General features: G+C 65.2%; 29 protein-coding genes and 1 tRNA gene. 11 read left to right on the top strand and 19 right to left on the bottom strand.

Going from position 1 to position 26,638, the window contains the following annotated elements:
- Positions 1-6: 6 nt before the first annotated feature.
- Positions 7-888 (top strand): DUF3034 family protein, encoded by an 882-nt coding sequence (locus tag GEV02_RS08860; RefSeq protein ID WP_152837680.1) that lies wholly within the window; start codon positions 7-9, stop codon positions 886-888.
- On the opposite strand, the gene GEV02_RS08855 is transcribed toward GEV02_RS08860, so the two are convergent.
- Genes GEV02_RS08855 through GEV02_RS08835 form a run of 5 tightly spaced genes read right to left on the bottom strand, consistent with a single transcriptional unit; the run spans position 885 to position 4,518 of the window.
- A complete protein-coding gene (locus GEV02_RS08855) occupies positions 885-1,403 on the bottom strand; it encodes a peroxiredoxin family protein (protein ID WP_152837679.1) in 519 nt (172 codons plus the stop codon). The genes GEV02_RS08860 and GEV02_RS08855 overlap by 4 nt on opposite strands.
- Before the next feature lie 50 nt (positions 1,404-1,453).
- Positions 1,454-2,104, bottom strand: a complete 651-nt coding sequence (locus GEV02_RS08850; RefSeq protein WP_152837678.1) for a BON domain-containing protein — start codon at positions 2,102-2,104, stop codon at positions 1,454-1,456.
- Positions 2,097-2,693, bottom strand: a complete 597-nt coding sequence (locus GEV02_RS08845; protein WP_117012266.1) for a phosphoheptose isomerase — start codon at positions 2,691-2,693, stop codon at positions 2,097-2,099. Before GEV02_RS08845 ends, GEV02_RS08850 begins: the two co-directional genes overlap by 8 nt.
- A 57-nt stretch (positions 2,694-2,750) precedes the next feature.
- A complete protein-coding gene (locus GEV02_RS08840; RefSeq protein WP_152837677.1) occupies positions 2,751-3,101 on the bottom strand; it encodes a YraN family protein in 351 nt (116 codons plus the stop codon).
- Positions 3,102-3,108: 7 nt separating this feature from the next.
- Positions 3,109-4,518 (bottom strand): penicillin-binding protein activator, encoded by a 1,410-nt coding sequence (locus tag GEV02_RS08835; RefSeq protein ID WP_152837676.1) that lies wholly within the window; start codon positions 4,516-4,518, stop codon positions 3,109-3,111.
- A 10-nt stretch (positions 4,519-4,528) separates the two neighbouring features.
- On the opposite strand from GEV02_RS08835, the gene rsmI reads away from it, so the two are divergent.
- Positions 4,529-5,437, top strand: coding sequence for a 16S rRNA (cytidine(1402)-2'-O)-methyltransferase (gene rsmI, locus GEV02_RS08830; RefSeq protein ID WP_152837675.1), 909 nt, complete (start codon positions 4,529-4,531; stop codon positions 5,435-5,437).
- 11 nt (positions 5,438-5,448) lie between these two features.
- Here the strand turns inward: rsmI and GEV02_RS08825 are convergent, their stop codons facing one another.
- The gene (locus GEV02_RS08825) at positions 5,449-6,099 is read right to left on the bottom strand and encodes a hypothetical protein (RefSeq protein WP_152837674.1); all 651 of its coding nucleotides are present in this window, start codon (positions 6,097-6,099) and stop codon (positions 5,449-5,451) included.
- 123 nt (positions 6,100-6,222) lie between these two features.
- Between GEV02_RS08825 and GEV02_RS08820 the strand changes: the two genes are divergently transcribed.
- The 4 genes from GEV02_RS08820 (at position 6,223) to GEV02_RS08805 (ending at position 8,505) form a co-directional block, all read left to right on the top strand.
- Positions 6,223-6,299: transfer RNA gene (locus tag GEV02_RS08820), tRNA-Pro, on the top strand.
- A gap of 114 nt (positions 6,300-6,413) precedes the next feature.
- A complete protein-coding gene (locus tag GEV02_RS08815; RefSeq protein WP_152837673.1) occupies positions 6,414-6,887 on the top strand; it encodes a MarR family winged helix-turn-helix transcriptional regulator in 474 nt (157 codons plus the stop codon).
- 11 nt (positions 6,888-6,898) lie between these two features.
- Positions 6,899-7,744, top strand: coding sequence for a CPBP family intramembrane glutamic endopeptidase (locus GEV02_RS08810; RefSeq protein WP_152837672.1), 846 nt, complete (start codon positions 6,899-6,901; stop codon positions 7,742-7,744).
- A complete protein-coding gene (locus GEV02_RS08805; protein WP_152837671.1) occupies positions 7,741-8,505 on the top strand; it encodes a hypothetical protein in 765 nt (254 codons plus the stop codon). Before GEV02_RS08810 ends, GEV02_RS08805 begins: the two co-directional genes overlap by 4 nt.
- A 52-nt stretch (positions 8,506-8,557) precedes the next feature.
- On the opposite strand, the gene GEV02_RS08800 is transcribed toward GEV02_RS08805, so the two are convergent.
- From GEV02_RS08800 to GEV02_RS08750, 11 genes are all read right to left on the bottom strand, one after another.
- The gene (locus GEV02_RS08800) at positions 8,558-9,469 is read right to left on the bottom strand and encodes a hydroxymethylglutaryl-CoA lyase (protein ID WP_152837670.1); all 912 of its coding nucleotides are present in this window, start codon (positions 9,467-9,469) and stop codon (positions 8,558-8,560) included.
- A 1-nt stretch (position 9,470) separates the two neighbouring features.
- On the bottom strand, positions 9,471-10,403 hold the full coding sequence (locus GEV02_RS08795; RefSeq protein WP_152837669.1) for a 2-hydroxyacid dehydrogenase: 933 nt from the start codon (positions 10,401-10,403) through the stop codon (positions 9,471-9,473).
- 10 nt (positions 10,404-10,413) lie between these two features.
- Positions 10,414-12,450, bottom strand: coding sequence for an acetyl/propionyl/methylcrotonyl-CoA carboxylase subunit alpha (locus GEV02_RS08790; RefSeq protein ID WP_152837668.1), 2,037 nt, complete (start codon positions 12,448-12,450; stop codon positions 10,414-10,416).
- Positions 12,451-12,571: 121 nt separating this feature from the next.
- Positions 12,572-13,621, bottom strand: coding sequence for a biotin synthase BioB (gene bioB, locus GEV02_RS08785; protein WP_152808082.1), 1,050 nt, complete (start codon positions 13,619-13,621; stop codon positions 12,572-12,574).
- A gap of 17 nt (positions 13,622-13,638) precedes the next feature.
- On the bottom strand, positions 13,639-14,421 hold the full coding sequence (gene bioD, locus GEV02_RS08780; RefSeq protein WP_152808084.1) for a dethiobiotin synthase: 783 nt from the start codon (positions 14,419-14,421) through the stop codon (positions 13,639-13,641).
- A 1-nt stretch (position 14,422) separates the two neighbouring features.
- Positions 14,423-15,607, bottom strand: a complete 1,185-nt coding sequence (gene bioF, locus GEV02_RS08775; protein ID WP_152837667.1) for an 8-amino-7-oxononanoate synthase — start codon at positions 15,605-15,607, stop codon at positions 14,423-14,425.
- A gap of 2 nt (positions 15,608-15,609) precedes the next feature.
- Positions 15,610-16,938 (bottom strand): adenosylmethionine--8-amino-7-oxononanoate transaminase, encoded by a 1,329-nt coding sequence (bioA, locus tag GEV02_RS08770; protein ID WP_152837666.1) that lies wholly within the window; start codon positions 16,936-16,938, stop codon positions 15,610-15,612.
- A 103-nt stretch (positions 16,939-17,041) separates the two neighbouring features.
- On the bottom strand, positions 17,042-17,827 hold the full coding sequence (locus GEV02_RS08765) for an enoyl-CoA hydratase/isomerase family protein (RefSeq protein ID WP_152808336.1): 786 nt from the start codon (positions 17,825-17,827) through the stop codon (positions 17,042-17,044).
- On the bottom strand, positions 17,824-18,705 hold the full coding sequence (locus GEV02_RS08760) for a dienelactone hydrolase family protein (RefSeq protein WP_152837665.1): 882 nt from the start codon (positions 18,703-18,705) through the stop codon (positions 17,824-17,826). Before GEV02_RS08760 ends, GEV02_RS08765 begins: the two co-directional genes overlap by 4 nt.
- Positions 18,706-18,712: 7 nt before the next feature.
- Positions 18,713-20,335, bottom strand: coding sequence for a carboxyl transferase domain-containing protein (locus GEV02_RS08755; RefSeq protein ID WP_152837664.1), 1,623 nt, complete (start codon positions 20,333-20,335; stop codon positions 18,713-18,715).
- Between the two features lie 45 nt (positions 20,336-20,380).
- Positions 20,381-20,815 carry a YchJ family protein gene (locus GEV02_RS08750; RefSeq protein ID WP_152837663.1) on the bottom strand — a complete coding sequence of 145 codons (435 nt, stop codon included), beginning with the start codon at positions 20,813-20,815 and terminating at the stop codon, positions 20,381-20,383.
- Between the two features lie 164 nt (positions 20,816-20,979).
- Here GEV02_RS08750 and GEV02_RS08745 point away from each other — a divergent pair, with 164 nt between their 5' ends.
- From GEV02_RS08745 to GEV02_RS08735, 3 genes are read left to right on the top strand one after another with little or no spacing between them, the layout of a single operon-like run.
- Positions 20,980-21,720, top strand: coding sequence for a GntR family transcriptional regulator (locus GEV02_RS08745; protein WP_008443158.1), 741 nt, complete (start codon positions 20,980-20,982; stop codon positions 21,718-21,720).
- Between the two features lie 11 nt (positions 21,721-21,731).
- Positions 21,732-22,613 carry an N-acetylmuramic acid 6-phosphate etherase gene (locus GEV02_RS08740; RefSeq protein WP_152837662.1) on the top strand — a complete coding sequence of 294 codons (882 nt, stop codon included), beginning with the start codon at positions 21,732-21,734 and terminating at the stop codon, positions 22,611-22,613.
- Complete coding sequence (locus GEV02_RS08735; protein WP_152837661.1) at positions 22,610-23,062, top strand: GNAT family N-acetyltransferase; 453 nt, start codon at positions 22,610-22,612, stop codon at positions 23,060-23,062. The genes GEV02_RS08740 and GEV02_RS08735 overlap by 4 nt, the downstream gene beginning before the upstream one ends.
- On the opposite strand, the gene GEV02_RS08730 is transcribed toward GEV02_RS08735, so the two are convergent.
- Together GEV02_RS08730 and GEV02_RS08725 are read right to left on the bottom strand one after the other, a co-directional pair.
- The gene (locus tag GEV02_RS08730; RefSeq protein WP_152837660.1) at positions 23,063-23,302 is read right to left on the bottom strand and encodes a hypothetical protein; all 240 of its coding nucleotides are present in this window, start codon (positions 23,300-23,302) and stop codon (positions 23,063-23,065) included.
- The gene (locus GEV02_RS08725) at positions 23,299-23,589 is read right to left on the bottom strand and encodes a type II toxin-antitoxin system TacA family antitoxin (RefSeq protein WP_152837659.1); all 291 of its coding nucleotides are present in this window, start codon (positions 23,587-23,589) and stop codon (positions 23,299-23,301) included. The genes GEV02_RS08730 and GEV02_RS08725 overlap by 4 nt, the downstream gene beginning before the upstream one ends.
- Before the next feature lie 145 nt (positions 23,590-23,734).
- Between GEV02_RS08725 and GEV02_RS08720 the strand changes: the two genes are divergently transcribed.
- On the top strand, positions 23,735-24,922 hold the full coding sequence (locus tag GEV02_RS08720; RefSeq protein WP_235922716.1) for an MFS transporter: 1,188 nt from the start codon (positions 23,735-23,737) through the stop codon (positions 24,920-24,922).
- A gap of 42 nt (positions 24,923-24,964) precedes the next feature.
- Positions 24,965-26,626, top strand: coding sequence for a glycoside hydrolase family 10 protein (locus GEV02_RS08715; RefSeq protein WP_152837657.1), 1,662 nt, complete (start codon positions 24,965-24,967; stop codon positions 26,624-26,626).
- Positions 26,627-26,638 lie beyond the last annotated feature (12 nt).

The following is a 26,638-nucleotide window of genomic DNA, read 5'->3' as shown; positions in this document are numbered from 1 at the left end:
AGAACAATGAAACACATCATCCCAGCTTTGATAGCCGCGTTGGCTTGCGGCGGCGCGGCCGCGCAGGCCAGGCCGGACATGGGCAAGTTCCTCGCCACCGGCGGCGTCAGCCAGGTGGAGGGCGCGGGCGGCGGCGGCATCACGCCGTGGGCGCTGATCAGCGGCTACGGCTCGCGCGACAGCTGGGGCGCGAACGCGCACTACACCTACGTCGATACGCAGGACTACAAGCTCAATAGCTACGGCGTGGCGGTGGGCATCGCCGACCGGCTGGAGATTTCGCTGGCCAAGCAGGAATTCAAGGGCAGCCTGGCGCCGCTGAACCTGCTGAACATCAAGCAGGACATCCTGGGCCTGAAACTGAAGGTGGCGGGCGACGCCGTCTACGAGCAGGACAACTGGATGCCGCAGGTGGCGATCGGCGTGCTGTACAAGCGCAACAAGGGCATCGGCGGGCTGGGCGCGCTGGGCGTGACCAATGTGACGCAGCTGGGCGCCAAGGACGATCATGGCTACGACTACTACGTGGCGGCCACCAAGATTTTATTCGAGCAGAGCTTGCTGCTGAACGGCACGCTGCGGGCCACGCGCGCCAACCAGATGGGGATATTGGGATTCGGCGGCGACAAGGGCGACAGCCAGCGGCTGATGCCGGAAGTGTCGGCGGCCTACCTGGTCAACCGCAAGCTGGCGGTGGGCGCCGAGTACCGGCGCAAGCCGCACAACCTGGGCGTGGACAACGAGAAGGCGTATTACGATGCCTTCGTCGCCTGGTTCCCGAGCAAGAACTTTTCAGTGACGGCCGCGTATGCGGAGCTGGGCGACATCACCATCTTCAATCCGAAGAAGCAGCACGGTTTGTACCTGTCGCTGCAGGCCGGCTTTTAGCCGTGCAGTGATGCTTCCAGCAGCTGGTGCAGGGCGGCGAAATCGGGTTCGCCCAGGTAGCGTTTGAGGATCTTGCCGTCCTTGCCGATCACGAAGGTGGTCGGCGTCATCGCCACGTTGCCGTAGGCCTTGGCGGCTGAGCCGTCGGCGTCCAGCGCCACCTTGAACGGCAGCTGGCGCGTTTCAGCATAGTTCAGCACGTAGTTGGGCGGGTCGTAGTTCATCGCCACGGCGACGAACTCCAGACCCTGCCCCTTGAACTTGTTATAGGTGTCGACCATCTTCGGCATCTCGGCCACGCAGGTGGTGCACGAGGTGGCCCAGAAATTGACCATCACCACCTTGCCGCGCAAGCTGGCCGGCGAAATCTTTTCGCCCTTGATGCTGACAAAGGTGACGTCCGGCGCGCTCTGGCGCTGGTTCAGCGTCAGGTAGGCGCCCAGGCCGATGGCGCCGATCAACACGGCGGCCACGACCGGCTTGACCCAGCCGGGGGAGGATTTGGTCTCTTGCATGATAAGCCCAGACATCGAAGAAGGTGAGGCCATTATAGACCTCCCCGGAATTACGAGTTGCCGGCCGGTTTGCTAGGCTGGTAGCTCTTCCACTCTTCTTCGGTGATGTACTCGAACACCTTGACCACCTTGCTCACGCCGCTGACGCCGCGCGCCACGTCGGCGCCGATCTGGCCTTCGCGCTGGGTCACGCGGCCCTGCAGGTAGACCACGCCGCGCTCCGTCACCACCTGGTAGGAGTTGGCCGAGATATCCTTCATGTCGACCAGGCTGGCCTTGACCTTGGTGGTGATCAGCGCATCGTTGGAGCGCGAGGTGTAGCTCGACGGTCCGGCGATTTCCAGCTCGTTGATGACCGAGAGCACGCCTTCGATGGAACGCAGCTCGCGCTCGGCGGCGGCCTTCATGGCCTCGTCGCGCACTTCGCCGGTCAGCAGGGCGCGGCGGTTGAAACTGTTGATGTTGGTATGACCCGCATCGCCGATGACGTTGTTGAGCTTGATGCCGCCCTTGACTTCGATCGCCCGGTCTTCCGTCTGCGCACCCAGGGTGCGGCGGTCGGTAGCGGCCAGCGTTCCGGAAATGGCGCCACCCGCGACCAGCGCGACGCAGCCCGACAGCGACGCCAGCATGGCGCCGCACAGGACGCTCATGGCCAGCGGCCGTTGTACTTGTTTCCAGATAGCGCCGGGATTAGTCATTCACATCTCCTCCGAATAGGGCGACGTCGATGCCGTCGCAAATGCAGTGTATGGTTACCAGATGGACTTCCTGGATGCGGGCGGTACGGTCGGCCGGCACGCAGATGTGCACATCGGCGTCGGTCAGCATCTTGCCGATGGCGCCGCCGCCCTTGCCGGTCATGGCGACTACGCGCATTTCGCGCTCCAGCGCCGCTTCGATCGCCGCCATCACGTTGGCCGAGTTACCCGAGGTCGAGAACGCCAGCAGGATGTCGCCGGCCTGGCCGAACGCTTGCACCTGCTTGGAGAAGATCTCGCGGTAGCTGTAGTCGTTGGCCACCGCCGTCAGGATCGAGGTATCGGTGGTCAGCGCCATGGCCGGCAGCGGGAAACGCTCGCGCTCGAAGCGCCCGACCAGTTCGGCCGCGAAGTGCTGGGCGTCGGCGGCGGAACCGCCATTGCCGCACACCAGAATCTTGTTTCCGTTGGACAACGCCGAGAACATCAGCTCGATCGCTTGCGCGATGTGCGGAGCGAGGACGGTGGCGGATTGGATTTTGAGTTCGGCACTTTCGTGGAAGTGCGAGAGTATGCGTTGATTATTCATAGTGTGCTGATTATAGTGCAGCCGCTCAACGAGCCGGACAAGTGCTGTTAAAAATGCTTACATTTCTAGCGTGTTTTGCATCCATGACAACTTCTCGCCGTCGATGGCGACCAGATCGAAGCGGCATGGCGGCAGGCTGGGGTAGCGTAACAGATAGAACTGGGCGGCGTGGATCAGCCGCTGCTGCTTGGCCGGCGTGACGCTGGCGGCGGCCCCGCCGTAGCGGCTGCCCGCCCGGCGCCGCACTTCGACAAACACCAGGTGGGCGCCGTGCTGCATGATGAGGTCGATCTCACCGGCCTTGCACAGGAAGTTGCGTTCGACCAGCACCAGGCCTTGCTGCAGCAAATGCGCCAGCGCGCGGTCTTCGCCGAGCCGGCCCAGGCGCTGTTGCTCGGTCCGCGGCATGGCGGCCTCACGGCGGCGTGACCGGCTGCGGCACGCCGTTCTTGACCACGGCCGATTGCTCGACGCGCTCGAAACTGGCCGCGCCCTGGCCGAAATCGATGGTCAGCCGGCCGGTCACGCCGTCCAGGTGGAAGCGGCCGACCGGATGGCGGGCGATCTCGCGCGCCACGCGGTAGGCGTCGATGCCCAGCGCGTACAGGCGTTCGAGGTCGGCGCTGCCCGGCTGCGGCGGATGCGGATAGACCATCACGGCCGGGTGGTCGCGCTGGATTTGCCATGGCAGGTCCAGCAGGCGCACGCCGTCCAGCTCCTGGGTCGGGCTGTTGTTGCCGCTGCCGGCGTTCAGCGCCGAGGTGCCGTAGACCGGCAGCGCGCGCAGCGGCGCGGACGGCGCCGGGGCCGGTGGCGGCGGCAGCGCGTCGGCGGTGCTGAAGATGGGGTTGGCCGGTTCGCCGTTGAAATTGTCGCCCAGGGCGCCGCGCAGCTGGCGGGTCTGGTCCGCGCCCATGGCGGAAAACAGCAGGCCGGGCAGGTCGTCGCGCAGGCGGGCGCGCAGTTGCACCAGCTCCGGGTCGCTGAGGTAGCCGTCGGGCGCGCTCAGCTCGACCTGCTTGACCGGCAGGCCGTGGCGCTGCCACTGGGCGGCGAAGGCGGCCGCCACGCGGCGCTGCCATGGCGTGCTGGTGCTCAATACCACGGCCGTGCTGCCCGGATGGGCGGCGGCGGCCCACTGGGCGGCCTGGCGGGCTTCTTCTTCGATGGACAGGCCCATCGCCAGCATGGACGGCGGCAGCGGCACCGCGCCGGGCTGGCCGTAGCCTTCGGGATAGTTCAATGCGATGGTCGGTTTTTGCGTCAAGGGGCTGGCGGCGATGGCGGCCACGGCGGAGCGCGCCAGCGGGCCGATGATGATGTCGTCCTGCTGCTGGGCGCGGGCGTAGCTGGCCAGCACGTCCTGCGGCACGTCGCCGGTTTCGATCACGGTGACGCTGATGTTGTCGCGGTCGCGCTCCCAGGCCGCCAGGAAGCCGTCCCGCACCGATGACGCGGCCTGGCCCAGGGCCTCCGAGCGCAGCGGCAGCAGCAGCGCCATGCGGATCGGCGCGTTGGATGGCTGGGCGGCCTCGTCGGCTGCGCGGCTCCGGCCCGGATCGGCGAGGCCGGCTCCGGCTGCGGTGGGCGCGACGGCGGCCATGCCCGGCAGCGTGACGGCGAAGGTTTCCGCCGGCGGCGGCGTCGGTTCAGGAGGCGGTTTGGGCAGCGGCGCGGGCCGGGCCGGCGGCTGCGGGTACGGCGCCGCACTTGTATTTGATGAGCCGGGCGCGCACAATCCTCCGGGCGCGTTGCAGAAAGGCGTGCTGCACGCACTGACCAGTGCCGCGACCGCACACAGCAGCGACAACCTCACACTATTCATCCTACCCCCAATGACCGCACAAGAATCCAGCTCCATCGCCACCCTGCCCGTGATGGGCGAAATGGCGCACCAGACCTATCCTAGCGCAACCTTGTACGTCGTGGCGACCCCGATCGGCAATGTGACGGATATTAGCCTGCGGGCGCTGCACGTCTTGAGCCTGGTCAATGCCGTGGCCTGCGAAGACACCCGCAACACCGCCCAGCTGATGACCCGCTTCGGCCTGCACAAGCCGCTGATCGCCGCCCACCAGCACAACGAGCGCGAAGTGGCGGACACGCTGATCGCCCGCCTGCAAGCCGGCGAGCGCATCGCGCTGGTGTCGGACGCCGGTACGCCGGCCGTGTCCGATCCCGGCGCGCGCATCGTCGACGCGGTGCGGGCGGCCGGCCTGCGCGTGTTGCCGCTGCCGGGCGCGTCGGCGGCGGTGACGGCCTTGTCGGCCAGCGGGCTGGTCAACGATCAGTTTTTCTTCGTCGGCTTCCTGCCGGCCAAGGCCAAGCAGCGCGAAAACTTCCTCGGCACGCTGCGCGCGGTGACGGCCACCATGGTGTTTTACGAAGCGCCGCACCGCATCCTCGATTGCGCCACCGCGCTGGCGGCGGTGTTCGAGCCGGAGCGCCAGGTGGTGTTCGCGCGCGAGCTGACCAAGATGTTCGAGGAAATCCACCGCTGCCCGCTGTCCGAGGCGGAAGCGTGGATACGGGCCGATGCCCATCGAGAGAAAGGCGAGTTCGTGGTGCTGCTGGCCGGCACCCCGGCCGCCGAGGACGAGCAGGATGTGGAAGCGGAACGCATCCTCAAGATTTTGCTGACCGAGTGCTCGGTCAAGCAGGCCGCCAACCTGGCGGCGCAGATCACCGGCCGCAAGAAGAATGCGCTGTACGACCGCGCCCTGCAGCTCAAGGGCGAAGAGTAATCACAGGCTAGTCAGAATTTGCAGCCGCTGTCCTTCTTGTCCAGCAGCCAGATCAGCGGAGTCAACAGGTTGCCGCCTTCCTTGAGGCAGCTTGGCCGGGCGGCGCCCTTGATGTCGCGCGCCAGCTTGCTATCCCGCTGCTCGGGATAGAGCGGATGGTCTTCCAGCTGCGCCACCGGCAGCCCGGCGCGGGCCGGATCCTTGGCGTTGGCTTCCTTGCGGGCCGTTTTCAGCGCCGCGTTCATGTCGAACTGCTTCGGTTGCAGCTCCGGGTGCAGCGGATCGGGCGCCGTGCTGGCTGGCGGCAGTGTGATCGCCTGCGCGGCGGCCGGCGCTGGCGCGGACTCAGCTGCGGCTGCGGCGACGGCTTTCGGCGGGCTGGCGCGTTCGGCCACCTGTGGGCGCTCTTTCTTGCGCGGCTGGACCGGCTCCGGTTTTGGCGGCGGCGGCTCGACTTTGGCAATGATGGGCTTGGGCGGCGCAGGCGGCTGCAGCCAGACCGTCATGGTCTTGGCCGGCTTAGTCTCATCGGGCGCGCTCGGCGCCGCCAGCCGCCAGCCGAAGATCAGCGCCGCATGTAGCACCAGCGAGACGGCGATGCCCGCGACTATCCCCGGCCGCCGCAGCGGCGCAGGCTGGAATTGTGAGAGAACCGCGCTCATGGTTGTTTAGATAAGGTCTGCACACCGCCATAATCTCACATTGAAAAAAAATCGCCATGGTACATACTGATTTCATAGTGACACTTGACGGATACTGGAGCAGCTTGTATTATCTTGCTTCTTCGGAGTGTGGCGCAGCCCGGTAGCGCACCTGGTTTGGGACCAGGGGGTCCAAGGTTCGAATCCTTGTACTCCGACCAGATTCAAGAGAAAAGACTCAAGAGCTCAGGCTCTTGGGTCTTTTTTTTATCCCGAGCGCTTTTTTTTTTGAAAATATATATAAGCGCTTATATAAATAGTGCTACCATCGCTGCATGAAACAAGGACTCGGAACCCAACTACGACACCTGATCGAACTGCTGGACGGCGCGGTTCAACAGGCCTATACGGACGCCGGCCTGGATTACCGGCCCCGCTACACGCCGGTGATGCGGGCCCTGGCGCAGCAGCGCAGCGCGACCATCGGCCAGCTGGCCGAGCTGGCCGGCATCACGCAACCGGCGGTGACGCAAACGGTGGCGCTGATGAAAAAGGAAGGCTTGCTGCTGGTCGAGGCCAGCGGCGCGGATGGCCGCCAGCGCGTGGTGCGCCTGAGCAGCCAGGGCGAGGCGCTGCTGCCCCGCCTGCAGGAATGCTGGCAAGCCACCAAGCGCGCCGCCGACAGCCTCGATGCCGATCTGGATTTCCCCCTGTCGGAATGCCTGGCGCAAGCCATCGCCGTGCTGGAGCAGCGCTCCTTCGGCGACCGCATCCGCGCAGCACACAGCAAAACAAAACCAACCCTTTGAGGACAGAGACGATGGAAAACACGCTGAGCATGGCAAGCACCAAACCCTCCCTGGCATCGCGCCTGATGGCCCATCCGCTAATACGCATCGTGCTCGGCCTGGTGCTGACCTTTGCCGCCGTGCCGCTGACGATGATCGTCGCCGCGCAGTTGGTGGCCAAACCTTACCGCATCGTCTGGCCACAGCTGCTGGCCGCGGTGTTTGTATGGATCGGCTACCGCTTCTACCTGCGCCGCATCGAAAAGCGGCAGCCTACCGAGCTGGCCACGTCCGGCATGGCGCGCGAACTGGGCGCCGGCCTGCTGCTTGGCGGCGCACTGGTGGCGCTGACCTTTGCGCTGCTGGGTGTGCTGGGCGTCTACCGCTTCGACGGCGTCAATCCCTTCAGCGTCATGATGCTGGTGTCGCTGGCCGAGCTGGCGCTGGTCGGCCTGGCCGAGGAGGCGATGTTCCGCGGCGTGATCTTCGGCGTCACCGAACGTTCGCTGGGCAGCAAGGCCGCCATCGTGATCTCGTCGCTGGTGTTCGGCCTGGGCCACTTGCCGAACGAAGGCGTGTCCTTCCTTGCGGTCGGCGTGATCACCGTCTACGGCGTGCTGCAGGCCGCGCTCTATATGAAGACGCGCCGCCTGTGGATCTGCATCGGCTCGCACGTGGCCTGGAACTACTGCGTCAGCACGGTGTTTTCGTCGACCGTCTCCGGCCACGCCGCCACGGACGGCCTGCTGCGCGGCGAACTGGTGGGCAATACGCTGTTGACCGGCGGCGTGTTCGGCGTCGAAGGTTCGCTGATCCCGCTGCTGCTGATCGCCGCCGCCGCCCTGTACTACCTGCGCAACGCCTTCCGCCGCGCATGAAGATGCGCTGCGTGCCGCTGGCCGGCTGGCTGCTGTTGCAAGGGTTGTTGATGAATCCCGTTTGCGCCGAGGATGGTCCTGCGTCGGTGGTGGTCAGCACCAGCAAAGACCCGGACTGGAAAACCTACCGCGCCTTCAATGCGGGACTGGATGTCTTCGACCAGCAGCACAGCATGGCGCCCGCCGCGTCGCTGCGCTTCGTGCTGCTGCCCAAGGTGGCCGGCGCCTCGCTCAAGGACATCAAGCTGCGCGTGGCTGGCGATGACATGAGCATTCCGCTGGCGGTCGCGGACGATGGCACGTTCGCCGTGCCGCGCAGCGAGGCCGCGCTCAAGCAGGATGCTGAGCTGATGCTCAACCGCAGGCCGGGCACATTCCGCTGGCGTCCGGACGTGCACACGCCCGGCGTGCCGCCGAACGCCCGCCGCCTGGGCGACCTGCGGCTGGAGTGCGCGGTGCGCTGGGCAGTTGAACAATACGAGCTGCCCTATCTGTTCCGCAAAATGCTCAACGCAGCGGGACAGCCCTGCGTGACGGCGCGGATCAAGGTCGACAACATCGCTCCGCGTCCGATCGCCGCGATGTACCTCAGCCTGAACGGCCGCCGCAGCAAGCTGCCGGCCGACTTGCTGGAAGATGGCGGCAAAGTCTACCAGGCGCCGGTCCACGACCAGGACTGGCCGGACGACGCCCTGCTCGAATTCGAGTTCGTCGAAACCGGTGGGGTCAAGTCTGACAATCGGACACAGGCTCTGCCTTAGCGACTGCTCAGGGCTGAGCCCGTGTCCGATTGTCAGACTTGACCCCCGGTGGTTAGCCGGCGCGCTTGGCGGCGATGGCGTTGCCGGCGCGGCTGGCGCCTTTGCGGCCCAGGAACTGCGAGATGAACTGGCCGGCGTCGACCACGATATCGAGGTCGATGCCGGTGTCGATGCCCAGCCCTTGCATCATGTACAGCACGTCCTCGGTGGCCACGTTGCCGGTGGCGCCCTTGGCGTACGGGCAGCCGCCCAGGCCCGAGACCGACGAGTGATAAATCGCGATGCCCAGCTCCAGGCTGGCGTAGATGTTGGCCAGCGCCTGTCCATACGTGTCGTGGAAGTGGCCGGACAAGCCGTCGAGGCGGAAGGCGCGGATCGCCGTCTCCATCACCGCCTGCGTCTTGCGCGGCGTGGCCACGCCGATGGTGTCGGCGATGTCGATCTCGTCGCAGCCCAGGTCGCGCATGCGGCCCACCACGTCGGCCACCGCATCCAGCGGCACTTCGCCCTGGTACGGGCAGCCGAACGAGCAGCTGATGCTGCCGCGCAGGCGCAGGCCGTTATCCTTGGCCGCTTTCGCCACGCCTTCGAAGCGCGCGATCGATTCGGCGATCGAGCAGTTGATGTTCTTTTGCGAGAACGCCTCCGAGGCCGAACCGAAGATCACCACTTCATCGGCTTGCGCGGCCAGCGCCGCTTCGAAGCCCTGCATGTTCGGCGTCAGCGCCGAGTAGATCACGCCCGGCTTGCGCTGGATTGCGGCCATCACCTCTTTGCTGGTGGCCATCTGCGGCACCCACTTCGGCGACACAAAGGACGCCGCTTCGACGTTCTGGAAACCGGCGCTGGTCAGGCGGTTCACCAGCTCGATCTTCACTTCGACGGGGACGCTCTCTTTTTCATTTTGCAGGCCGTCACGCGGGCCGACTTCGACGATCTTTACCTGTTTCGGCAAACTGTTCATATCAATATCCTCGGTTGCGGTCGACCACGCCGGCGGCGGTTTCGCCCTTCGCGGTCTTGCGGATTTTTTCGGCGATCTGCTGCACGCTCTCGCGGCGCAGCGTCAGCGCCGAGATGTGCGGCGTGATCGTGATGCGTGGCTCCTGCCAGAACGGATGCTGCGCCGGCAAGGGCTCGTTGCGGAACACGTCCAGCGTGGCGGCGGCGATGTGGCCCGACTTTATCAGCGACAGCAGGTCCGGCTCGGCCACATGCGCGCCGCGCGCCACGTTAATCAGGTAGGAGCCTTGCGGCAGCTTGCTCATATTGGTGCGGTTGACCAGGTTGTTGGTGTCCTGCGTCAGCGGCAGCATGCAGACCAGTACACGGCTGCCGCGCAGGAAGGTGTCCAAGCCTTCGGCGCCGTGGAAGCACTGCACGCCCGCCATGCTCTTCTCGGTGCGGCTCCAGCCGCGCAGCGGGAAGCCGAACGGCGCCAGCGCCTCCAGCACGCGGGTGCCCAGCACGCCCATGCCCAGTACGCCGATCGCGAAGTCTTCCTTCGGATGCTGCGGCAGCGGCAGCCATTGGCCGGCGCGCGCCTGGACTTCGTATTCGTCCAGGCGACGGAAGTAGCGCAGCACCGAGTGCGTCACGTATTCCGCCATCTGCAGCGCCATGCCGGCATCTTCCAGGCGGATGATGGGGATGTGCGACGGCAGCGCGTCGTTAAACTTGAGCAGCGCGTCGACGCCGGCGCCGGTGACGAAGATCGCCTTTACCTGCGCCAGTTCCGGCAGCATGGCCTCCGGCGGCGACCACACGACGGCGTAGTCGCAGGGGCGGTTTTTTTCACCCGCATGCCAGATTTCGACTTCGGCCTCCGGCAGGTACTTGGCAAAGTCCTTGATCCACGGCTCGGTCTTGCCGTCCGCCCGATGTAGCAGAATACGCATGGTGTCCTCCTTACGCCGTCTTGAACGCCAGCAGCGGTGCACCGTCGGCGACCTGGTCGCCCACGCTGTACAGGATGTCGTCGATCACACCGTCGTGCGGCGCGGCGATGGTGTGCTCCATCTTCATCGCTTCCATGATGACCAGCGCGTCGCCCTTCTTCACTTCCTGGCCTTTGGCGGCCAGCACGGCCACCACCTTGCCCGGCATCGGCGCGGTCAGGCGTCCGCCTTCGGCTTCGGTCTCGCCGGCGTGGGCCATCGGATCGTTGTAGGCCAGCGGATAGTGCGCGCCGTTGGTGAACACATGCAGCACGTCGCCGTCGCGGCGCACCGTGCCGTGCACGGCCTGCTCGCCCAGCTTGATGCTCAGGTCATTACCGTCCTGCGACATCAGGCTCAATACCTGCGGTTGGGCGGCGCCGACGCTGAACAGCCAGTCGGCGGCGCGGTAGCTGATGTTGACCTGGTACGGCTGCTCCGCCGCGAACTCGTCGCCGAAGGACAGCGAGCGCAGATACGGATGGTTCATGCGCCAGCCCAGCGCCTGGCCCCACGGGTCGGCGGCGTTGGCGCCGGATTGCGCGGCCGAGCGGTCCTTCTCGGATTCGATCAGCGACACGGCGGCCAGCGCCAGCGCCGCATCCGGCGCCGCGTGGGCGGCCGGGAACAGCGCGTCGTGATTGCGTTCGATCAGGCCCGTATCCAGGTCGGCCGTCGAGAAGGCCTGGCCTTCGACCAGGCGTTTCAGGAAGGCGATGTTGGTGGCCAGGCCGACGATCTGGTACTGCGACAGCGCCTGCGCCATGCGGGCCAAGGCCTGCTTGCGGTCCGCGCCCCAGACGATCAGCTTCGCGATCATCGGATCGTAGAACGGCGAGATAGCATCGCCGGCGCGTACGCCGGAATCGATACGCACGCCCGCCGGCAGGTTGACGGCGCCGCCCAATTCGAAGGAGACCGCGCCCGGCGTCTCCATGTGGCGCAGCGTGCCGATCGATGGCAGGAAGCCCTTCTCCGGATTCTCCGCGTAGATACGGGCTTCGATCGAGTGGCCGTTGATGGCCAGCTCGTGCTGCTGCTTGGGCAGCGGCTCGCCGGCGGCCACGCGCAGTTGCCATTCCACCAGGTCGGTGCCGGTGATCATTTCGGTGACAGGGTGTTCGACTTGCAGGCGGGTGTTCATCTCCATGAAGTAGAACGAGCCGTCCTGGTTGGCGATGAACTCCACCGTGCCGGCGCCCACGTAGCCGACGGCCTTGGCGGCGGCGACCGCCGCTTCGCCCATGGCTGCGCGGCGTTCGGCCGGCATGTTCGGTGCGGGTGCTTCTTCCAGCACCTTCTGGTGGCGGCGCTGTACCGAGCAATCGCGCTCGAACAGGTAGATGCAGTTGCCGAGGGTATCGGCAAACACCTGGATTTCAATGTGGCGCGGACGCTGGAGGTATTTCTCCGCCAGCACCTTGTCGTCGCCGAAAGAACTGATCGCCTCGCGCTTGCACGATGCCAGCGCGTCCTTGAACTGCGCCGAGTTCTCGATCACGCGCATGCCCTTGCCGCCGCCGCCGGCCGAAGCCTTCAGCAGTACCGGGTAGCCGATCTTGTCGGCCTGCGCATGCAGGAAGTCGGCGTCCTGCTGTTCGCCGTGGTAGCCGGGAACCAGTGGCACGTTGGCCTTTTCCATCAGCTGCTTGGCGGCGGACTTGGAGCCCATCGCGCGCATCGCCGATGCTGGAGGACCAATGAACACAAGGCCCGCTTCGGCGCAGGCGTCGGCGAATTCGGCGTTCTCGGACAGGAAGCCATAGCCCGGGTGGATGGCTTGCGCGCCGGTGGCCTTGGCGACGGCGATGATCTTCTCGCCGCGAAGATAGCTTTCCTTGGCGGCGGCGGGGCCGATCAGCACCGCTTCATCGCACACTGCGACGTGCTTGGCATTGGCGTCCACCTCCGAGTACACGGCGACGGTCTTGATGCCCATGCGGCGCGCGGTAGCGGCCACACGGCAGGCGATTTCACCACGGTTGGCGATCAGTATTTTTGTGAACATGGTCTCTCTCTTTGCAGCTTGTGGCTGGAAGTTTTTTTATCGTTCTCGTGAAACTCGGTCGTTCCCGCGAAAGCGGGAATCCATGCTGAGTATGGGTTCCCGCCTGCGCGGGAACGACGCGTCAGCAGCCGCACTTCTCCTTCGGTGCCGAATCCAGCACGGCGCCGCGGGTTTTCAGGCCCAGTTTTGCCAGCAGCGTGCGGTCGTCTTCCGCTTCCGGGTTATCGGTGGTCAGCAGCTTGTCGCCGTAGAAGATCGAATTGGCGCCGGCCAGGAAGCACATGGCTTGCACCGCTTCGCCCATCTGACGACGGCCCGCCGACAAACGCACACGCGCCTTAGGCATCGTGATGCGCGCAACGGCGATGGTGCGCACGAATTCGAACGGGTCCAGCGGGTCCATGCCGTACAGCGGCGTGCCTTCCACCTGCACCAGGTGGTTGACCGGCACCGATTCAGGATACGGATTCAGGTTGGCCAGCTGCGCGATCAAGCCCGCGCGTTGCAGGCGCGATTCGCCCATGCCGACGATGCCGCCGCAGCAGACCTTCAGGCCTGCTTCGCGGATGCGGCCCAGCGTGTCCAGGCGGTCCTGGTATTCGCGGGTCGAGATCACGTTGTCGTAGAACTCAGGCGCGGTGTCCAGGTTGTGGTTGTAGTAATCGAGGCCTGCGGCCTTCAGGCGCTCGGCCTGTTTTTCTTCCAGCATGCCCAGCGTGGCGCAAGTCTCCAGACCCAGCGCCTTCACTTCGCGCACCATCTCTTCGACCTTGTCCATGTCGCGGTCTTTCGGGCTGCGCCAGGCTGCGCCCATGCAGAAGCGGGTCGCGCCGTTGTCCTTGGCCTGCTTGGCCGCATCCAGCACGGTGTCGATGTCGAGGATCTTCTTGGCTTCGACGCCGGTGTCGTAGCGCGCAGCCTGCGGGCAGTAGCCGCAGTCTTCCTCGCAGCCGCCGGTTTTGATCGACAGCAGCGTGGCCAGTTCGACGTCGCCGTCCGGGAAGTTGGCGCGATGCGTTTCCTGTGCGCGGAACATCAGGTCATTGAACGGCAGGTCGAACAAGGCCATCACGTCGTCCAGCGGCCACGTCGCGGCGGGCGGCAAGGTGATGGCGGCCGTTGGACGGTGCAGCGCTACGGTTTTCGGTTCTTGGAGGGTGTTCAGGGACATCGTGATTCCTTCTTCGTTCAAAGTTTGTTCTGAGCTGGCCAGTTGGGCAGCTGCGTAAAGTCGATATATTCGGCGGCGGCGCGTGCGCCGGGTTCGGCCAGGCGCGGCACGCGGCCCAGCAGTGGTGCGCTGATACGCTGTTCCAGCGCGGCGACGTTTTCGTCGGCGAAGGCCATGTCGGCCTGCGTTTCGTTGGCGACCCAGCCGGCCAGACGCAGGCCGCGCGCTTCGATTGCTTCCACCGTCAGCAGCGCGTGGCTGATGCAGCCCAGCCGCAGGCCGACCACCAGCACCACCGGCAGGTCGAGTTGTTCGGCCAGGTCGGCGGTGTCGAAATCGTCGTTCAGCGGCACGCGGAAGCCGCCCACGCCTTCCACCACGGTGGCGTCGGAGGCGGCGTTGATTTCGACGTAGGCCGCCAGAATAGGCACCGGCGAAATGGTGATGCCTTCCAGCGCGGCGGCGATGTGCGGCGCGGCCGGTTCCTTCAGCAGGAACGGCGTGGTGATCGATTGCAGCAGGTGGACATTGCCGGCGGCGGCCAGCTGGTCGCAGTCGTCGTTGTGCCATGCGCCGTCGCGCAGTTCGGCGCCGGCGGCCACCGGCTTCATGCCGCAGGCGCGCACGCCGGCCTGCACCAGCGCGTACAGCATCGCCGATGAGATCAGCGTCTTGCCGATCTCGGTGTCGGTACCGGTGACGAAGCAGCTGAAACGCGGCGGGATGCCGGTGGCGGCGGGCGCGGGCTGCACCTGCGTCTGCGGTGCGGCTACGGTGATGACGGGATCATCGAGACTCATATCAAGTCCTTTCCAATGCATTGATCGCAGCTATCAGCTTTGCGACTTCCATGCTGCTATGCCCTGCCGACAGCGTCACGCGCAGGCGCGAGGTGCCCGGCGCCACGGTCGGCGGACGGATGGTGCCGACCCACAGGCCCTGTTCGTACAAGGCCGCGCCGGCGCGCATGGTTTCGGCATTATCGCCGATCAGGATGGGCTGGATCGCAGTCATCGAGGGCAGGCGCTGCCAGCGCTTCAGGCGCAGGCCATCGTCCAATTGTGCCACCAAAGCCTGCAGCTGTGCGCGTCGCGCGCGGCCTTCTTCGCCTTCCAGCAGTTCAAGGCTGGTCAGCAGCGCGTGCGCCAACGCCGGCGGCGTGGCGGTGGTGAAGATGTAGGGACGTGCTTTCTGGATCAGCGTTTCGATCACCGTCTCGTGCGCGGCGACGAAAGCGCCGCTGACGCCGGCCGCCTTGCCCAGCGTGCCCATATAGACCAGGTTGGGCGAACGCAGGTTGAAGTGCTCCAGCGCGCCGTGGCCGTTCTCGCCCAGCGTGCCGAAACCGTGGGCGTCGTCCACCACCAGCCAGGCGTCGTGCTGTTCGCACAAGGCCAGCAGCTGCGGCAGCGGCGCCAGGTCGCCGTCCATGCTGAAGACGCTGTCCGTCACTACCAGCTTGGTAGCGGCGTTGGACGCGGCCAGCATCTGCGCCAGCGCTTCCAGGTCGGCGTGCGGGTAGACCTGGACGTTGGCGCGCGACAGGCGGGCGCCGTCGATCAGCGAGGCGTGGTTCAGCGATTCGGAGAAGATGTCGGCATCGCGGTCGCCGGCGGTCAGGCCGGTGACGATGGCGAGGTTGGCCATGTAGCCGGTGCAGAAGGTGAGCGCGCGCGGCGACACCAGATGCGCGCCGACGAATTCCACCAGCCGCTCTTCCAGCATGGCGTGGGCGCGGCCATGGCCGCTGATCAGGTGCGAGGCGCCGCTGCCGACGCCGTACATCGCCGCGCCTTCCTGCAGTGCGAGCTTGATCTTGCGGTGGTTGGCCAGGCCGAGGTAGTCGTTGGTGCAGAAGGCCAGCAGTTCGCGGCCGTCCACTGATACGCGTGGGCCGCAGGGCGTGTCGACGGTGCGGCGGGTGCGGATCAGGTCCTGGTCTTCCAGCGTTTGCAGTTGCCGGCTGAGGCGATTGAGCATGTCCATGGTCAGCCCGCCATCACTTTGTCGAACACGGCCAACGTGTTGGCGGCGAGGCCGTCGATTTCCTCGTCGTTGAGGATATACGGCGGCATCATGTAGACAGTGGAGCCGATGGGACGCATCAGCAGTTCATGTTCCACGGCCGTGGCGAAGAAGCGGCGCGAGAAGTCCGGCGTGGTGTTGATGGCGTCGAAGGCCCAGATCATGCCGCGCTGGCGGAAGTTGCGTACCTGCTTGTGCTGCGCCAGCGGTTGCAGCGCTGCGGTCAGGCGTGCGGCCTTGATGCGGTTGGCGGCGAGTACATTGTCTTCTTCGAAGATCTGCAGCGTCGCCAGTGCGGCGCGGCAGGCCAGCGGGTTGCCGGTGTACGAGTGCGAGTGCAGGAAGCCGCGTGTGACGTCGCTGCTGTAGAAGGCTTCATAGATCTCGTTGCGCGTCATCACCAGCGACAGCGGCAGGTAGCCGCCGCTGATGCCCTTGGACAGGCACAGGAAGTCCGGCCACACGCCGGCCTGCTCGCAGGCGAAGAAGGTGCCGGTGCGGCCGCAGCCGACGGCGATTTCGTCGAGGATCAGATGGACCGAGTGGCGGTCGCACAGTTCGCGCACCAGCTTCAGGTACAGCGGGTCGTGCATCGCCATGCCGGTGGCGCATTGCACCAGCGGCTCGATGATGATGGCGGCGATCTTGTCGGCGCGTTCGATGAACAGGCGTTCGACATCGGCGGCGGCTTTGCGGGCCATGTCTTCGGCGGTTTCGCCTTCAGTGGCGTTGCGGGCGTCCGGCGACATCACTGTTTGCGAGGCGCGCAGCAGCGGGCCGTAGGCGTCCTTGAACAGGGCGACGTCGGTGACGGCCAGTGCGCCGATGGTTTCGCCGTGGTAGCTGCCTTTGAGGCAGACGAATTCCTGCTTGCCGCTCTTGCCGTTGTTGCGCCAGGAGTGGAAGCTCATTTTCAGGGCGATTTCCACCGCCGATGCGCCGTCGCTGGCGTAGAAGCTGTGGCCGAGCACATGGCCCGTCAGCGCCGACAGTTTTTCCGACAGCTCGATCACCGGTTCGTGTGTGAAGCCGGCGAGCATGGCGTGTTCCAGCGTGTCCAGCTGGTCCTTCAGTGCGGCGTTGATGCGCGGGTTGGCGTGGCCGAACAGGTTCACCCACCAGGAGCTGATCGCGTCCAGGTAGCGGCGGCCTTCATGGTCGTACAGCCACGCGCCCTTGCCGCTCTTGACCGGAATCAGGGGCACGGTTTCGTGGTGCTGCATCTGGGTGCACGGATGCCATACGCTGCGCAGGCTGCGTGCGACCCAGTCGCTTTGTTTATTCAATTCCAAAACTACTCCAATCTCGCCGTCATTCCCGCGCAGGCGGGAATCCATACGGCGGCACATAAGACGCTCAGCATGGATCCCCGCGTGCGCGAGGATGACGGGGTAACTAAACCAGCCATGACGGCTTGCGCTTCTCCAGGAACGAGGCCACGCCTTCGCGGCCCTGTTCCGAGGCGCGGATATGGGCGATGCGCTCGGCGGTGTCGGCCAGCAGCGCATCGTTGACGGTTTGCCCGACCACGTCGCGCACCAGCGTCTTGGCTTGCTTCACGGCGTTCGGGCTGTTGTTGACCAGCGCCTTGACGATCTCCGCCACCTTGGCGTCGAGCGCGTCGGCGGCCACCACTTCGTGCGCGAAGCCGATGCGCAGCGCTTCCTGCGCACCGAATCGCTCGGCGGTGAGGAAGTAGCGGCGCGACGCGTTCTCGCCCATGGCCTTGATGACATACGGCGAAATGGTCGCCGGGATCAATCCCAGCTTCACTTCGCTCAGGCAGAAATTGGCCTGGTCGACCGCGACGATGATGTCGCATGCGGCCACCAGACCCATGCCGCCGGCGTAGCAATCGCCCTGCACCTTGGCCACCACGGGCTTGGGACACAGGTAGATCGTGCGCAGCATCTCCGCCAGTTGCAGAGCGTCGGCATGGTTTTCGGCGTGCGTGTAGCCCGCCATTTTTTTCATCCAGTTCAAGTCGGCGCCGGCGCAGAAGGCCGGGCCGTTCGCGGCCAGTACGATGGCGCGCAAGTCTTCTTCGGTACCCAGCTCGCCGAAGGCCCGCGTGATCTCGGCGATGGTCTCTTCGTTGAAGGCATTGCGAACGTCCGGGCGGTTCAGCGTGACGGTGGCGACCTTGCCTTCGCGGCTGATGGTCAGCGTGGTAAAGCTCATCTCTTGTCCTTGATGGTGTATTTGATTTCGGTCGGCATGCCCACGCCTTGCAGGAAGCGCATGGTCTCGGGCAGCCAGATGGCGACGCCGTCCGCGCTGGAGCTCATGCCGTGGGCGTCGCGCTTGAACGGTCCGTAGGCCACCAGCTGCGCCTTGCCGCCTGCACCGGTGTAGGCCGCGTACATTTCGGCCGCCAGCTTGGGGCCGAAGTGCTTGTCGTTGGCGCCGTAGAACCAGATGCTGGGCGTGGTGCTGACCGCGCCGTAGGCTTTGAAGGCATCGACCAAGGCGGCTTGCCAGTCGCAGTGCGAGCGGCTGTTGACGCCACCGGCGAAATTGATGACGCCCTGCACGCCGCTGATGTTATGGCTGCCGGCGGCGATGGCCGTCAGGCCGCCGTGCGACTGGCCGGCGATGATGACGTGCTGCTGGTCCGCCCACGGCTGCTTCATGACGTAAGCCATGGCGAAATACAGCGACGAGGCCTGGTCCTCGCCGTTTTCCCTGGCCTGGCAGTGCGAGTTGACGTAGGTGCCGCCGGAATCGGCGAAGCCCTTGCGCATCGGGATCACCACCGCATAGCCGCGCTTGACGAACTCGCGGCTGATGACCAGGTAGCGCGCGCGCGGCTGCTGATGGGCTTCGCCGCCGTCCTTCCCGTGGTTCATGAACAGCACCGGGAACGGACCGTCGCCCGGCGGCTTGTAAATGGTGGTTTGCAGCGTGATGTCGGCGCCGGCTATCCTGGCCGGTATCGCGATCACCTGCTCGCCCATGCCCGCATCGACCACCGGCAAAGGACCGGCGTGCGCTGCAGCGCATGCCGCTGCGAGCAGCAGCGCGGCCAGTCCTTGTCGGTATCGGGTCTGCACGGTCATCTTCTGCTTACATCCTGAAGACGCCGAACTTGGTGTCCGGGATTTCCGCGTTCAGCGCGGCGGACAGGCCCAGGCCCAGCACCATGCGGGTGTCGGCCGGGTCGATGACGCCGTCGTCCCACAGGCGCGCGGTGGCGTAGTACGGGTGGCCCTGGTGCTCGTATTGATCCTTGATCGGCTGCTTGAACGCGGCTTCTTCTTCCGCCGTCCACGAGCCGCCCTTGCCTTCGATGCCGTCGCGCTTGACGGTGGCCAGCACCGACGCGGCCTGGTCGCCGCCCATGACCGAGATGCGGGCGTTAGGCCACATCCACATGAAGCGCGGCGAGAACGCGCGGCCGCACATGCCGTAGTTGCCGGCGCCGAAGCTGCCGCCGATGATGACGGTGAATTTCGGCACGGCGGCGGTGGCGACAGCCGTCACCATCTTGGCGCCGTTGCGGGCGATGCCTTCGTTTTCGTATTTGCGGCCGACCATGAAGCCGGTGATATTTTGCAGGAACACCAGCGGGATCTTGCGCTGCGCGCACAGCTCGATGAAGTGCGCGCCCTTCAGCGCGGATTCGGAGAACAGGATGCCGTTGTTGGCGATGATGCCGACCTTCATGCCGAAGATGTGGGCGAAGCCGCAGATCAGCGTGGTGCCGTAGCGCGCCTTGAATTCATCGAACTCGCTGCCGTCGACGATGCGGGCGATCACTTCGCGCACATCGAAGGGCTTGCGGGTGTCGACCGGGATCACGCCGTACAGTTCTTCGGTGGCGTACTTCGGTTCCGACGCCTCGCGCAACGCGCCCTGCTGGGGCTTGGTGCGGTTCAGATTGGAGACGATGGTGCGCGCCAGCGACAGCGCGTGCAGATCGTTCTGCGCCAGGTGGTCGGCCACGCCGGACAAACGGGTGTGGACATCGCCGCCGCCCAGGTCTTCAGCGGTGACGACTTCGCCGGTGGCGGCTTTCACCAGCGGCGGGCCGCCGAGGAAGATGGTGCCCTGTTCCTTGACGATGATCGATTCGTCGCTCATCGCCGGCACATACGCGCCGCCGGCGGTGCAAGAGCCCATCACCACGGCGATCTGCGGGATGCCCTTGGCCGACAGGTTGGCCTGGTTGTAGAAGATGCGGCCGAAGTGGTCGCGGTCCGGGAAGACGTCGTCCTGGTTGGGCAGGTTGGCGCCGCCCGAGTCGACCAGGTAGATGCACGGCAGGTTGTTCTGGTCGGCGATTTCCTGTGCGCGCAGGTGCTTCTTGACGGTGATCGGGTAGTAGGTGCCGCCCTTGACGGTGGCGTCGTTACAGACGATCACGCATTCCTGGCCGGCCACGCGGCCGATGCCGGTGATGATGCCGGCGGCCGGTGCGGCGTCGACGCCGTTGGCGTCCTGGTACATGCCGTAGGCCGCCATCTGCGACAGTTCGAGGAAGGGCGTGCCGGGATCGAGCAGCATCTGCACGCGGTCGCGCGGCAGCAGTTTGCCGCGGGCGACGTGCTTGGCCGATGCCGCTTCGCCGCCGCCGAGGGCGATCCTGGCGACCTTGTCGCGCAAGTCATCGACGACGGCCTGCATGGCGGCTGCGTTGGCTTTGAAATCCTCGCTGCGGGGATTGAGTTTGCTTTCGATCTGCGGCATTGCTTTTCCTTTGTGCGCGTGGTCTCAAAAACGCGTCATAGTGATTTATTCTGGAAAACTACCGTCAACGTAAAACCAGCGCAGCCCGCCTTCGGCCGGTTCGCGCACAAAATTACTGATCTCGTGCAGACGCTGCGCCCGGCCATTGGTCTTGAATCGGGCGACAAACTCTACCGTATCCTTGGTCAGGTCGGCATCTTCTGCTTTACGTTGACGTAAACGTAAAGCAGATTTTACCTCAAGTCCCAGCCACTGCAATTTTTCTTCTTTGCTCATAATCGGCTCGGCCGGACGGGTGCTGGCGTGCCAGGTTGCCATCAGGTAGGGCTCGTTGCGCTGGACATAGGCGGTATAGCGCGAACGCATCAACGCTTCCGCGCTGGGCGCGATGGCGAGGCCGTCGATATACGGGCCGCAGCAGCTTGCGAGAGAGGGGCCGCCGCAGGGGCAGGCCGCGGTGGCGGTGGACTTCTTGGACATGTGGAGACGGTCGGGCTGATGTAACAATCCAGCATTATCCGCCAAATAGCCGCATTCCGCCGGGCTTGCCGTTATGCTATGGGTATAAATATTGTGACTTTCAGCGTCCCGATGCGTACATGTTTCGTGTAACGCTATTACACTAGAGGCGTGAGGAGATTTGAATGAGCCAGACCAGTTTTGAATTCAAGGCGGATGCCAACGACAGTACGCCGCTGTACATGCAAATTGCCCGTAAATTGAGCGATGATGTGCATAACGGCCGCTACCAGGTGGATCAGGCGCTGCCGTCCGAGCGCACCCTGTCGGAGCTGTTGAACGTCTCGCGGGTGACTGCGCGCAAGGCAATCGACCAGCTGGTGGACCAGGGATTGGTGGTGCGCCGTCGCGGATCGGGCAATTATATTGCGCCGCGCATCGAGCAGCCGCTGTCCAACCTGACCAGTTTTTCCGAGCAATTGCAGCAGCGCGGCCACATCCCCGGTTCGCGCTGGCTCAAGCGCGCGGTGGTGACGCCGACGCCGGAAGAACAGCTGAGCCTGGGCCTGTCGCCGTATTCCAAGGTGGCGCGGCTGGAGCGTTTGCGCCTGGCCGACGACGTGGTGATGGCGTATGAGGTGTCGGTGCTGCCGCAGACCGTGCTCAACGACCCGAACGCGGTCGGCGCCTCGCTGTACCAGTATCTGGAAAGCATAGGCCAGGCGCCGGCGCGCGCCTTGCAGCACATCCGCGCGATGAATGCATCGGCCGAGCTGGCCAAGCAGCTGGGGGTGCCGGAAGGGCAGGCGGTGCTGTACATTACCCGGATTGCTTATCTGGAATCGGGCGAGGCGATGGAGCTGACCCATTCGTATTGCCACAGCGATCACTATGATTTCGTCGCGGAGATGCGTCGCGCAACGTAACAAGACTACCCATGCTAAAAACCGAAACGCCGAGTACGCAGCACGCGCAGCTGGATCAATATTCGGTTGAGGCATTGGTGGCGGCGCTGGTCGACGACCAGGCGCAGGCCGTGCAGGCGGTGCAGGCCGCCGAATCGAGCATCGTCGCGGCCGTGCGGGCGATGGCGCCGCGCATCGCCGCCGGTGGGCGGCTGATCTATGTCGGCGCCGGTACTTCCGGGCGGCTGGGCATACTCGACAGCGTGGAGCTGTTCCCCACTTTCTCCTGGCCGCATGAGCGCGCCATTGCGCTGCTGGCCGGCGGCCTCGGCGCCATGTTCGAGGCGGTGGAGGGGGCGGAGGATGATCGTTCCAAGGGCGCTTCCGACTTGCGGCTGCTTTATCCGGTCTACAACGATGTGGTGCTGCTGGTGGCGGCGTCGGGCACCACGCCCTATGTGCTGGGTGCGTTGCAGGCGGCGCGCACGGTGGGCGCTTTGACAGTGGGCATCGCCAACAATGTCGGCACGCCGCTGACGGGCGACGCCGATATCGGCATCACCATCGATACCGGGGCGGAAGTGATCTCGGGCAGCACGCGGCTCAAGGCGGGCACGGCGCAGAAGATCGTGCTGAACACCTTGTCGAGCGCGTTGATGGTGAGGTTGAACAAAGTCTACGGCAATCTGATGGTGGACCTGCACGCGACCAACGCCAAGCTGGTCGAGCGGGCGGTGCGGCTGACCATGCACGCCACCGGCGTCGACGCCGCCATCGCGCGCGGCGTGCTGGAGCGCTGCCATTTCCAGGTCAAAGTCGCCATCGTCGCGCTGCTGAACAACACCTCCATCGAAGACGCGCAAAGCCTGCTGGATGAGTCCGATGGCAATGTGCGCGCAACGCTGAAACCATGATCGAGATACGAGCGCTAGCGCCTGAGGATTACGACGCCTGGCATGTGTTATGGCTGGGCTACAACCAATTCTACGGCCGCCATGGCGACACCGCACTGCCGGAAGAAATCACCCGAACCACATGGTCGCGCTTTTTCGATGAAGCTGAGCCGGTGCATGGGCTGGTGGCCGTGCATGAGGGGCAGTTGGTCGGCCTGGCCCACTACCTCTACCATCGCGGCACGACGCAGATAGGCCTGAGCTGCTACATGCAGGACTTGTTCACCGCCGAGGCCGTCAGAGGCCGGGGCGTGGCGCGCAAGCTGATCGAGGCCGTGTATGCCCAAGCCCGCGCCGCCGGTAGTCCGAAAGTCTACTGGCAAACCCACGAAACCAACCACACCGCCATGCAGCTGTACGACAAAGTCGCCGACAAGTCCGGCTTCATCGTGTACCGCAAGCTGCTTTAGTCAACTATAAGCGTCGCGGTTAAATCGAACCAGTGCGCGCCCCAGCTTTTTGCCCTGAAGGCGCCGGTCGATGGCAAGGCGGCCAAGCAATACCACGGGAATGGGATCCGTGCGCGAGGCTCCGCTGGCCTGGTTTGGCATGGCGCGACGTTTAAGCCAAACATCCAGGCTGGCGACTCCGCAGGAGAAGCGGTTGATGGCATGCTGGCTGGTCAGCGGCTCTGGCAGCCGGAGGATCACTTTTTATCCCAAGGCGCCTTGGTTTGCATGGTCTTGAGCAGGCGGGCGTTGGGTGCCGGAGGTGATTCCAGCCGAGCCAGGAATTCGGCGTAGGCTTCGGGGCTGGCGACGATGTTGATTTGGTCCAGCAAAGCATCTTCGGAGGCTCGCCGCAGGACGTTGAGGATAAAATCGTCGCGACTTTTGCCAGAGAGCCGGGCGGCGCGCTCGATGAGGTTGCGTTCTTCCGAACCCATGCGTATGGTGAGCGTTTCTGGCTTGCTCTGAGTATCGGCTGGTGTGGACATGTCTCGATCTCCGATGGCTGTCTGAATTGTAGTCCGAATTTTGCCGAACAAAATCGAAGGATGTATGGATCGAGCGCAACAACGTAGCCCCTGGTTCTGGGTGCCCAGTATTTCATTCAGTCAGGCTGTACCTTACGTCGCGGTGATGATGCTGTCGTCCGTGATGTACAAGAAGCTCGGCGTGTCCAATACCGATCTGGCGTTTTACACCGCGTGGCTGTACCTGCCGTGGGTCATCAAGCCGCTGTGGTCGCCCATCGTGGAGCTGCTCGGCACCAAGCGGCGCTGGATCGTGCTGCTGCAGCTGTTGACCGGCACGGCGCTGGCCAGTGTGGCGCTGACCCTGCACCTGCCGGAGTTCTTCCGCATGAGCCTGGCCGCGCTGTGGCTGATGGCGTTCAGCTCGGCCACCCACGATATCGCGTCCGACGGCTATTACATGCTTGGCCTGCCGACCCAGCACCAGCAAGCCGCCTTCGTCGGCGTGCGCAGCGCTTTCTACAAATTGGCGATGATCTCGGGACAAGGCGGCCTGGTCTACCTCGCCGGCCACCTGACCGTCAGCAGCGGCGATCCCGCCTGGGCCTGGTCCATGGTGTTCGGCGCGATGGCGGCGCTGATGCTGGCGCTGAGCGCGTATCACCAGCTGATCCTGCCCCGCCCCGATACCGACCGCAGCCATACCGGCGGCGGTGCGCTGTGGAAGGATTTTATCCACACCTTCCGCAGCTTCTTCCAGAAGCCCGGCATCAAGGCCACCATCGGCTTCCTGCTGCTGTACCGCCTGGGCGAGGCACAGCTGCTGAAGATGGCCGCGCCCTTCCTGCTCGATCCGCGTTCGCAGGGCGGCCTCGGGCTGAGCACGGAAACCTTCGGCGTGGTCTACGGCACCGTCGGCGTGTGCGCGCTGGTGCTGGGCGGATTGGCCGGCGGCGTGGTGATTGCCCGCTTCGGCCTCAAGCGCAGCCTGCTGCCGATGGTGTTCATCATGCACGTGCCGGACCTGGTGTTCGTCTACCTGGCCACCGCCCTGCCGACCAGCAACGTGTTGATCTCCGCCTGCCTGGCGGTCGAACAGTTCGGCTATGGTTTCGGCTTCTCGGCTTTCATGCTGTACATGGTGCTGGTGGCCGACGGCGAGCACAAGACCGCGCATTACGCGATCTGCACAGGTTTCATGGCCCTCGGCATGATGGTGCCTGGCATGGTCAGCGGCTGGATACAGCAGCAGTTGGGATACCAGTATTTCTTCATCTGGGCCTGCGTCGCCACGCTGCCGGCGTTCTTCATGACGGCGCTGGTACGGATCGATCCGCAATTCGGCAAGGAATAAACGCCCGGCGCATTACAATACGGTGCTCAACAGATTCGGGGAATGGTTTTGGTTTTTAATGCAAAGAAGCGGCTGACCTTGTCCGCCGGCGTGGCCGGCGCCCTGGCCGTGCTGCTGGATGGTTGTTCCAGCACACCGACAGCGCCCGCCCCGGAGGCCGGCGCCGCGCCGCGTCCAGCGGCCCCTGGCGCCACCGTACCCATGGCGCCGCCGGCGCCGTTCGATATGCACCAGCCGCCGCCGGCGCCGCGCGAATTTCGCGCCGCCTGGGTGTCGACCGTGGCGAATATCGATTGGCCCAGCCGTAACAACCTGACCATAGCCAAGCAGCAGGCCGAAGCTCTCGCCATCCTCGACCGTGCGCAGGCGCTGAACCTGAACGCCATCGTGCTGCAAGTGCGGCCGAGCGCGGATGCGATCTATCCGTCCGAGCTGGAACCGTGGTCCGAATTCCTGACCGGCCAGCAAGGCCGTGCACCGGCCACGGCCTGGGATCCGCTGCAATTCTGGATCGAACAGGCGCATGCGCGCGGATTGCAACTGCATGCCTGGTTCAACCCCTACCGCGCCCGCCACGCGACGGCCAAGTCGCCGCTGGCGCGCAGCCATATCGGCAGCACGCATCCGGAAGTGGTCAAGCCTTACGGCCGCTACCTGTGGATGGACCCGGGCGAAGCCGCCGCCTCGCAGCACACGCTGGATGTGGTGCTGGATGTGGTGCGCCGCTACGATATCGACGGCGTCCACATCGACGATTATTTCTATCCCTATCCGATCGACGCCTCGGCCGCCACGGCCGGCCCGGAAGGCGTGGCGCTGGACGCCGGCGTTGGCCAGAAGCAGGAGCTGGAGTTCCCGGACCAGGCCTCGTGGCAGCACTACCTGCTGGGCGGCGGCACGCTGGACCGCGCCGGCTGGCGTCGCCAGAACGTCAACTCGCTGATCGAAGCGCTCTACCTCGGCATCCACAAGGAAAAGAGCTGGGTGCGCTTCGGCATCAGTCCATTCGGCATCGGCCGGCCGGACCGCCGGCCGCCCGGCATCGTCGGCTTCAGCCAGTACGACAAGCTGTACGCAGACGCCGAGCTATGGCTGGCCAACGGCTGGCTCGACTATCTGGCGCCGCAGCTGTACTGGCCGGTGGCGCAGGCGCCGCAAGCCTTCGACGTGCTGCTCGACTACTGGCTGGCGCAGAACACGCGCGCACGCCATGTGTGGCCGGGCCTGTACACCAGCCGCATCGACAACAGCGCCAAGGCGTTTGCACCGGAAGAGATCGTCAAGCAGATCGGCGTCACGCGCACGCGTGCGGGCGTGCAGGGCCATCTGCACTTCAGCATCGCGGCGCTGATGGAAAACCGCAAGGGCATCGCCGACCAGCTGAAGGCGCAGGCTTACCAGACGGCGGCGCTGGCCCCGGCCAGTCCGTGGCTGGGATCGGATCTGCCGCCGGCACCTGCCGCGTCGGCGCGGCGCGAGGGCAATGGCGTGGCGCTGCGGCTGTCCGCCGGCGCCGGCAAGCCGGTCGCGCATTACGCGATCTGGTCGCGCTACGGTTCGGAGTGGCGTTTCGCGCTGGCCCCGGCCTCGCGCCCCGTGCTGCTGTTGCCGGATGATGCGGCAGGCGGTTCGGCGCAGGCGGTGGTGGTCAGCGCGGTCGACCGCCTGGGCAATGAAAGCGAACGCGTCAGCGTCATGCGCTGACCATCAAGGAGC

Origin of the sequence: Rugamonas aquatica, assembly GCF_009380215.1 — a bacterium.
GTDB classification, from domain to species: domain Bacteria; phylum Pseudomonadota; class Gammaproteobacteria; order Burkholderiales; family Burkholderiaceae_D; genus Rugamonas; species Rugamonas aquatica_B.
Note: the sequence above shows the minus strand (reverse complement) of the source record. Positions and strands in the feature narration are given on the sequence as shown.

Bases quoted from the DNA above. Each gene is read 5' to 3' on its own strand.
- GEV02_RS08720 (WP_235922716.1), top strand. From the start codon at position 23,735: ATGATGCTGTCGTCCGTGATGTACAAGAAGCTCGGCGTGTCCAATACC.
- GEV02_RS08800 (WP_152837670.1), bottom strand. From the start codon at position 9,469: ATGAACAGTTTGCCGAAACAGGTAAAGATCGTCGAAGTCGGCCCGCGT.
- GEV02_RS08725 (WP_152837659.1), bottom strand. From the start codon at position 23,589: ATGTCCACACCAGCCGATACTCAGAGCAAGCCAGAAACGCTCACCATA.
- bioD (WP_152808084.1), bottom strand. From the start codon at position 14,421: ATGAGTCTCGATGATCCCGTCATCACCGTAGCCGCACCGCAGACGCAG.
- GEV02_RS08715 (WP_152837657.1), top strand. From the start codon at position 24,965: ATGGTTTTGGTTTTTAATGCAAAGAAGCGGCTGACCTTGTCCGCCGGC.
- GEV02_RS08845 (WP_117012266.1), bottom strand. From the start codon at position 2,693: ATGAATAATCAACGCATACTCTCGCACTTCCACGAAAGTGCCGAACTC.
- GEV02_RS08815 (WP_152837673.1), top strand. From the start codon at position 6,414: ATGAAACAAGGACTCGGAACCCAACTACGACACCTGATCGAACTGCTG.
- GEV02_RS08810 (WP_152837672.1), top strand. From the start codon at position 6,899: ATGGAAAACACGCTGAGCATGGCAAGCACCAAACCCTCCCTGGCATCG.
- GEV02_RS08850 (WP_152837678.1), bottom strand. From the start codon at position 2,104: ATGACTAATCCCGGCGCTATCTGGAAACAAGTACAACGGCCGCTGGCC.
- bioF (WP_152837667.1), bottom strand. From the start codon at position 15,607: ATGGACATGCTCAATCGCCTCAGCCGGCAACTGCAAACGCTGGAAGAC.
- GEV02_RS08735 (WP_152837661.1), top strand. From the start codon at position 22,610: ATGATCGAGATACGAGCGCTAGCGCCTGAGGATTACGACGCCTGGCAT.
- GEV02_RS08740 (WP_152837662.1), top strand. From the start codon at position 21,732: ATGCTAAAAACCGAAACGCCGAGTACGCAGCACGCGCAGCTGGATCAA.
- GEV02_RS08745 (WP_008443158.1), top strand. From the start codon at position 20,980: ATGAGCCAGACCAGTTTTGAATTCAAGGCGGATGCCAACGACAGTACG.
- GEV02_RS08755 (WP_152837664.1), bottom strand. From the start codon at position 20,335: ATGCCGCAGATCGAAAGCAAACTCAATCCCCGCAGCGAGGATTTCAAA.
- GEV02_RS08805 (WP_152837671.1), top strand. From the start codon at position 7,741: ATGAAGATGCGCTGCGTGCCGCTGGCCGGCTGGCTGCTGTTGCAAGGG.
- rsmI (WP_152837675.1), top strand. From the start codon at position 4,529: ATGACCGCACAAGAATCCAGCTCCATCGCCACCCTGCCCGTGATGGGC.
- GEV02_RS08860 (WP_152837680.1), top strand. From the start codon at position 7: ATGAAACACATCATCCCAGCTTTGATAGCCGCGTTGGCTTGCGGCGGC.
- GEV02_RS08790 (WP_152837668.1), bottom strand. From the start codon at position 12,450: ATGTTCACAAAAATACTGATCGCCAACCGTGGTGAAATCGCCTGCCGT.
- GEV02_RS08825 (WP_152837674.1), bottom strand. From the start codon at position 6,099: ATGAGCGCGGTTCTCTCACAATTCCAGCCTGCGCCGCTGCGGCGGCCG.
- GEV02_RS08855 (WP_152837679.1), bottom strand. From the start codon at position 1,403: ATGCAAGAGACCAAATCCTCCCCCGGCTGGGTCAAGCCGGTCGTGGCC.
- GEV02_RS08765 (WP_152808336.1), bottom strand. From the start codon at position 17,827: ATGAGCTTTACCACGCTGACCATCAGCCGCGAAGGCAAGGTCGCCACC.
- GEV02_RS08840 (WP_152837677.1), bottom strand. From the start codon at position 3,101: ATGCCGCGGACCGAGCAACAGCGCCTGGGCCGGCTCGGCGAAGACCGC.
- GEV02_RS08760 (WP_152837665.1), bottom strand. From the start codon at position 18,705: ATGACCGTGCAGACCCGATACCGACAAGGACTGGCCGCGCTGCTGCTC.
- GEV02_RS08750 (WP_152837663.1), bottom strand. From the start codon at position 20,815: ATGTCCAAGAAGTCCACCGCCACCGCGGCCTGCCCCTGCGGCGGCCCC.
- bioB (WP_152808082.1), bottom strand. From the start codon at position 13,621: ATGTCCCTGAACACCCTCCAAGAACCGAAAACCGTAGCGCTGCACCGT.
- GEV02_RS08835 (WP_152837676.1), bottom strand. From the start codon at position 4,518: ATGAATAGTGTGAGGTTGTCGCTGCTGTGTGCGGTCGCGGCACTGGTC.
- GEV02_RS08795 (WP_152837669.1), bottom strand. From the start codon at position 10,403: ATGCGTATTCTGCTACATCGGGCGGACGGCAAGACCGAGCCGTGGATC.